Origin of the sequence: Mesorhizobium sp. (assembly GCF_004962925.1) — a bacterium.
Taxonomy (GTDB): Bacteria; Pseudomonadota; Alphaproteobacteria; order Rhizobiales; family Rhizobiaceae; genus Mesorhizobium.
In genome coordinates this window covers 1-6694 of sequence record NZ_SUEO01000286.1, presented here as the reverse complement: position 1 = coordinate 6694, position 6694 = coordinate 1, and the positions used below count along the sequence as shown (strand labels likewise).

Below are 6694 nucleotides of genomic sequence, written 5' to 3'. Positions count from 1 at the left end.
CACGCATGTCGGCTGCCATGTCCACTGGAACTCCCTCGAGCGCTGCTGGGACTGCCCTTGCCATGGCTCGCATTTTGCTATCGACGGCACGGCTTTGAACGGACCGGCGGTGTCGCCATTGGCTGAGGTGGAATAGCCCGTGGCAATACCCGCTTAAAGGTTGGAGGCCGCGATGCAACGGTGATGAAGCTATCCTCTATTGATGTGTTGTCGTAAACGGGCCGTCCAGCGCAGGCAAATGCTGCTTGGTAGCCGCTCGACGCAGACCCGAAGGATGCCCTCATTGCCAGGGATTCGTAGGTCGAACCCTAATCAACTCCATGTTCCTTCATTGCAAACGGTCAGACGCTTTGAGCGTGCCATTCTTCCCGTTCGGGTAAAGCTGCCTTGGCTCGAATGGAAGCAGAAACAATGACAGAATTAACTGCGCAAATGACATGGTCCTGATATGCGTAAGGCGATCGCATCTGCTTTGACCAAGAGGTGGATCAAACACAGAGCGAGTGCCCATGACCGGTGACAATAACGAGCGGATGCTGTTTGCGACTGCGCTGGCGCGGCGCGGCGGCGAGGTCGGCCTGCAATATTTCCGGCAACTGGATACACTCACAATCGAGAGCAAGGGTCATCAGGACCTGGTCTCCGAGGCCGACCGGAATGTCGAAACGTTCATCCGCCAGGAGCTTGCGACGCAATATCCTGAAGATGGCGTTATCGGAGAGGAACACGCCGCACTCGCGGGCGGATCGGGTTACACATGGCTGATAGATCCGATCGACGGCACCGCCAACTTCCTGCGCGGCATCCCGGCCTGGACCGTCGTCATCGCCTGCGTCAAGGAGGGTGTGACGGTCGTGGGCGTCATCCATGAACCGTCTACCGGCGAGACTTTTTATGGACGACGCGGCGGCGGAGCTTTCCTCAACGACCGGCCCATCAATACAAGCCCGACGACGAGCCTGACGCAAGGCTCGGTCGGAACCGGCTTCTCCAATCGTCGTGAAGCTCGTGCCGTCGCCAAACTGATCGATCTCCTGCTTCAGGAGGGCGGCGTCTTTTTCCGCAATGCATCTGGTGCGCTTATGCTTGCCTATGTCGCGTCGGGCAGGCTGCTCGCCTATGTCGAGGAGCATATGAACGCTTGGGACTGCCTCGCCGGCATGCTTCTGGTCGAAGAGGCCGGCGGATTGGTCATCCCTCCCGATCCGAAAACGGTCCTGGAGGAAGGAACACTGGTCATCGCGGGCGGTAGGGGCGTGTTCGACAAGGTCCACGCGCTTTGCAAAGAGGCGTTCAGTCTGTGATCAGCACGGGTCCGCGTTCGGGAAAGCCGATGCTCACCGGCTGCCCGGCGCGAAGCGCCGTATCGACATCCGGCGAGATCACGAAGACTTCGCCGAATTCCGTGGCGACTACGAATTCGAGGTGGCTGCCGACATAGGTGACTTTTTCAAGCGTGCCGGGCACAGTGCCGGGAGCATTCGGTTCGCCAATCTCGAGGCGGCTCGGCCGCGCTGCCAGCTTGGCTGGCCCCGGTTTGAGGCCGCGAGCCGGCAGCTTCAGGACGGCGGGTCCCAGATGCACGGTGGCGCTGTCGCCCTCGACCGACACGACCTCGCATTGGAACATGTTGGCTTCGCCGATGAAGTCGGCCACGAAAGCATTTGCGGGCTCCTCGTAGAGCTCGCGTGGCGTGCCGTCTTGAGCAATCACCGCATTGTTCATGACAATGATGCGATCGGAGACGGCGAGAGCTTCCTCCTGGTCGTGGGTGACATAGACGACCGTCAGGCCGAGTTTCTGCTGAATCTCGCGGATTTCCTCGCGCACGCGCCGGCGGAGCTTGGCATCCAGGTTCGACAAAGGCTCGTCGAAGAGCAGCACCTGCGGCTCCAGAACCAGCGCCCGCGCCACCGCGACACGCTGTTGCTGTCCGCCCGAAAGCTGGCTCGGCAGGCGGTCGCCGAAACTGGACAGTCCGACCAGCTCAAGCCCGGCTCTGGCCCTCTCGGCCGTCTCCTTCCTGCCGAAGCCGGAAAAGCCCAGGCCGTATTCGACGTTCTGGGTCACGGTCATGTGTGGGAAAAGCGCATAGGATTGAAACACCATGGACACATCACGATCAGTAGCCGGCAACCAGGTGACGTCGGCGCCCCCGATCAGGATCTGGCCGCTCGTTACCATTTCCAGCCCAGCGATCATTCGCAAGGTGGTCGTCTTGCCGCAGCCCGACGGTCCAAGGAGGGTGACCAGCTTCCCGGCCTCGATGAACAGCGAGATGTCGTTGACGGCGGGCGCCTTGCTATTGCCGTAGATCTTGGTGACGTTCCTGAATTCGACTGAGGCGGCATTGCTGCGAATTTCGGCCATCATCCGCCTCCCGAGATCGCCGGCTGTGGACGCGCCACGACCGCCTGGCTGACATTGGTGCGCGACTGCGCCAGATCGCCGTCGAGACCGCGCCGGCCGATCATGCGGCTGCCAACCGCAAGCTGCATCAGACCGATCACCGCCAGCATGACGCCGATCAGGACGGCGGAATAAGCGATGGCGATACCGTATTCGTTATTCTCGACGCGGCCGACGATGTAGCTGGTCGACATGTCGTACTGCGCGCTGACCAGAAAGATAATGGCGCTGATGGCGGTCATGGCGCGAACGAAGGAATAAACTAGCGCGGCGAGGATGGCCGGCCGCAGCAGCGGCAGCACCACCTTGCGGAAGGTTTGCCAGGAGTTAGCCCCGAGAGTGAGGGAGGACTCGTCAAGGCTGCGGTCGATCTGCGACATCGACGCGACACCGGCGCGGACGCCGACGGGCATGTTGCGGAAGATGAAGGAGAGCACCAGGATAATGCCGGTGCCGGTGAGTTCGATCGGCGGCACGTTAAAGGCGATCACATAGGACACGCCGATCACAGTGCCGGGAATAGCGAAGGACAGCATCGTTGCGAATTCGAAGGTGTCCTTGCCGGCAAAATTCTGGCGGACGAGCAAATAGGCAGTCAGAAGTCCGATGGCCGCGGTCAGCGGCGCGGAGATCAACGCTATTTCCATAGTCGTCCAGAATGAACTCCAGGCTGAGCCGCGCCAGTGGATGCCGAACTCGTTCCACCCGATGGAGAACGCCTTCACGTAGTGTTCAAAGGTCAGAGAGAAATCGACGCCCCACAGCTTGACGAAGCTGCCGTAGAAGATCGTCACATAAATCAGCAAGGTAAAAAGCGTCCAGACGGCGGCCACCCCGAAGACGAGGTTGCGGAATGTTGCCGGCAGATGCGGGTGGACGCCGGCGTCGCCTTTGCCGGAGACGGTGGTGTAGGACTTTTTGCCGAGCCAGAATCGCTGGGCGTAGAAAGCCCCGAGCGTAAAGAATAGGAGCACGAGGGCGAGGATCGCCGCCTGCGCCTGGTCGTATTGTGCGCCGACGATGGCGAAGAAGATCTCGGTGGACAGCACATCGAAATTGCCGCCGAGCACCAGCGGATTGCCGAAGTCCGCCATGCTCTCGATAAAGCTGAGCAGAAAGGCATTGGCCAGACCCGGCCGCATCAAAGGCAGGGAGACTGTGATGAAGGTCTGCCAGCGATTGGCGCGTAGGGTCTGGGCAGCCTCCTCCATGGAGGGGCTGACGCCCTCGACCACTCCGATCATCACCAGAAAAGCGATCGGCGTGAAGGCAAGCACCTGGGCGATGAGCAGGCCAGGCAATCCATAGATCCATCGCGTCGGGCGGACGCCGATTAGCTCGGCGAAACCCAGATTGATGGCGCCCGAGAGGCCGAACAGAAGAATGATGGCGAGGCCGATGACGAAGGGTGGTGTGATGATCGGCAGCACGGTCAGAGCGCGCAACAGCGCGCCGTAGCGAAAGCCGGTACGGGTCACCACCAGGGCGAAGACAAGGCCGAGTGCGGTGGTCATCGCGCCGACGAGGATGGCGAGAAAGAGCGAGTTCCAGGCGACGCCGCAGCGCGGACCGCCCGAGAGGCAGCCGAGACTCCAGAGCCGGCCGCTGGAGAATTTCGCGAGAAAGACGGGAAGCGAATAGTCGCCTTCTTGTGTGAGCAGCGCGCTCCCCAGCATTTGACCGATCGGCATGAAGATGAAGATGGCGACCACCGCGACGACGAAGCCGATCGAGCCAACGACGAATTCGTCGCCGGCCACCGCGCCGCGCGCCGCAAGCCCGAGCGTGAACAGGAACAGGAACGCGCCGCTTACCAGCAGTGCTCCCCAGCCCATGCCAAACTGGCGGTCGTCAAGCTCGCCAAAGAACCAGGTCAGCCATGGCCACTCGAAACCGCGCAGACCGATGCCGAAACCTTGAAGCAGGACGTAGGCGACGCCGGTCGCGCCGACGGCGATCAGCAAATACCCAAAGAAAGGATCGGACTTTCGCCGCCCCGATAGCAGGAGCGGTGCGAGAAGCAGCGGTCCGAGGGGTGCGAGCCAGAGCTTCTCGCCTTGCAGTACAAGGAAAAGCGCCGGCGCGACGTCATCGTCAAGCGGATAGCCGTCCACCAGCCAGGACAAGGTGAAGAAGTTGCTTTCCAGCCCATACCAAGGCAGCAGCGCATAGCCGACCAAGCCGACCGCCGTCCACAGGACGACGGTCGGGTGAAGCGCGCTCGTGGCAGTGCGGACGCGCATGATTACTGCGGCAGGATCGAGACCTCCGTATCCCACTTCTGCAGCAGGCGCTTGCGCTCGGCGCTCGATCCATACTTCTTGAAGTCGTAGTCGATGAGCTTGATGGTCGACAGGTCGGGCGACAATTCGGACGCGGTGGCGTTCTTATTCGAAGGCAACTGAAACGACTTTACGTCCTTCGCCTTCGACTGCATCTCGGCGGTCAGCGCCCAGTCGTAGAACTGCTTTGCTGCTTCCGGGTTGCGGGCACCCTTGATCAGCGACATCGAGCCGATCTCATAGCCAGTGCCTTCGCAAGGCGCCACCGTGACGATCGGGAAGCCGGCTGCCGTCTGCGTCACCGCGTCATGCATGAAAACGATGCCGATGGTCGTTTCGCCGAGACCCGCGGCCTTAATCGGAGCGGAGCCGGACTTGGTGTACTGGTTGATGTTGGCGTGGAGCGCCTTCAGGTATTCAAAACCCTTGTCCTCGCCCATCAGCTGAACCATCGTGGCGAGCATCGTATAGGCGGTGCCCGATGAGTTCGGGTTGGCCATCTGGATGTGGCCCTTGTATTCCGGCTTGGTCAGATCGGCCCAGCATTTCGGCTCCGGCAGGTTGCTCTTAGCCAACAGATCCTTGTTGTAGCCGAAGCCGAGCGCACCGGAGTAAACGCCGATCGTCTTGTTGTTGGCGGCTTCCGCCTGTTTTATCGCCCAGTCGTGCAGTTCGCCGCGCAGCGGGGACGTATATTCCTCAGTCAGTCCTTCCTCGGCGGCCTGGAGATGAGGATCGCCAGTGCCGCCCCACCAGACGTCGCCCTTCGGGTTTCCGGCCTCGGCGCGCAACTGGGCATATGTCTCGCCGGAGCTCTTGCGGGTCATGTCGACAGTGATCCCGGTCTTTTCCTCGAAGGTAGTCTTGATCTGCTGGCACCAGGCCTCGTCAGCGGCGCAATAGAGGGTGAGGCTGTCGGCGTAAGCCGAGGTGGCGGCAGAGACGAGCATTACAGCCGTTGCCGCCAGACGGACATAGGTCTTGTTCATGTGCGAATTTCCTCCCATTGTTTCGCCGTCTAACAAGTATCAAGCTTTGCTGCGGCGACAACCAGATTGGGAGCTTTTGTGCCGATTTGCAAATCGAGTCGGTGGCGGCTGGAACAGGCCTGCCCATATACCTCCGCAACGGACCGTCGATGTTACGTCAGGCGCGTCGTCAATGAGATCCAGGATTTGATGGTCAAGGAAAAGCGGATCGTCCGCGTGGCGAAGAAAGGCAAACCGATCAGGCAGGTTGCAGCAGTTCCGTTCCGGCTTGACAGCCACGGGAACGTAGAGGTGATGCTGATCACCTCCACCACGACCAACCGCTTCATCGTGCCGAAAGGCTGGCCGATGAAGGGTGTGAGCGCAAAGAAGACAGCAGTCACCGAAGCATGGGAAGAAGCTGGCGTTGTCGGCGAGGCTTTGAAGGAGCCACTGGGCGTCTACGCCTATTGGAAGCGGCTTTCCGGCCACTTCGTGCGTGTGACCGTCAAGGTTTACCTGCTATCGGTCGTCGATGTCGAGCCTGACTGGAATGAGAGTTCACACCGGCAACGCGCCTGGCTCTCGCCGGCCGACGCTGCGGCCCTGATCGATGAACCGCAGTTGGCCAGTCTCGTGAGATCGATGACTCAGGCTCGTGTGCCCTGAGCCAGCCCTCGGCTACATCTGTGGGCGAAAGTCCGGAGAATGCCGTATCTGGCCCACCCTGCCGAGTTTTACGCTAACGTCGGCAGATGGCTAGGTGGACTTGGCATCGCCAATCAGCCTAGACTCAAAGTTGCATAAGCGTGCAGTGCGGAACTTGGGTCGCGAGGTGATCTCAATACAATAATCCCAGATCGATACGAGCCGAACCTTCAATGGTCGCGGTGATTTCTGGCAACCTCGCCACCTCCCGTAAGCCATCTTGCATCGAACCAGCGGTCCGCCGGCCCGTCATACACGGCAGCCGGGTGACATCCCAGTGGCTGACGAAGCGCGCGTAGGCGTCCCACACCGGTGGACCGCCGCCGA

General features: G+C 60.8%; 6 protein-coding genes and 1 pseudogene. 3 read left to right on the top strand and 4 right to left on the bottom strand.

The annotated features are described in order from the left end of the window. Positions 1-136: Rieske 2Fe-2S domain-containing protein (locus E5W87_RS32765; protein WP_292407304.1), on the top strand; the 136-nt coding region annotated here is incomplete at its 5' end. Between the two features lie 373 nt (positions 137-509). Next, on the top strand, positions 510-1304 hold the full coding sequence (locus E5W87_RS32760) for an inositol monophosphatase family protein (RefSeq protein ID WP_292407303.1): 795 nt from the start codon (positions 510-512) through the stop codon (positions 1302-1304). On the opposite strand, the gene E5W87_RS32755 is transcribed toward E5W87_RS32760, so the two are convergent. The 3 genes from E5W87_RS32755 to E5W87_RS32745 are packed head-to-tail and all read right to left on the bottom strand — an operon-like array spanning position 1294 to position 5680. Continuing rightward, complete coding sequence (locus E5W87_RS32755; protein ID WP_292407300.1) at positions 1294-2370, bottom strand: ABC transporter ATP-binding protein; 1077 nt, start codon at positions 2368-2370, stop codon at positions 1294-1296. The two genes, E5W87_RS32760 and E5W87_RS32755, sit on opposite strands and share 11 nt — an antisense overlap. Then, positions 2370-4652 (bottom strand): iron ABC transporter permease, encoded by a 2283-nt coding sequence (locus E5W87_RS32750; RefSeq protein ID WP_292407298.1) that lies wholly within the window; start codon positions 4650-4652, stop codon positions 2370-2372. The genes E5W87_RS32755 and E5W87_RS32750 overlap by 1 nt, the downstream gene beginning before the upstream one ends. A gap of 2 nt (positions 4653-4654) precedes the next feature. Then, positions 4655-5680, bottom strand: coding sequence for an ABC transporter substrate-binding protein (locus E5W87_RS32745; RefSeq protein ID WP_292407295.1), 1026 nt, complete (start codon positions 5678-5680; stop codon positions 4655-4657). 189 nt (positions 5681-5869) lie between these two features. Here E5W87_RS32745 and E5W87_RS32740 point away from each other — a divergent pair, with 189 nt between their 5' ends. Next, positions 5870-6328 (top strand): NUDIX hydrolase, encoded by a 459-nt coding sequence (locus E5W87_RS32740; protein WP_292407292.1) that lies wholly within the window; start codon positions 5870-5872, stop codon positions 6326-6328. A 209-nt stretch (positions 6329-6537) separates the two neighbouring features. Here the strand turns inward: E5W87_RS32740 and E5W87_RS32735 are convergent. Beyond that, positions 6538-6694, bottom strand: a pseudogene (locus tag E5W87_RS32735) (diacylglycerol kinase); the annotation flags it as partial.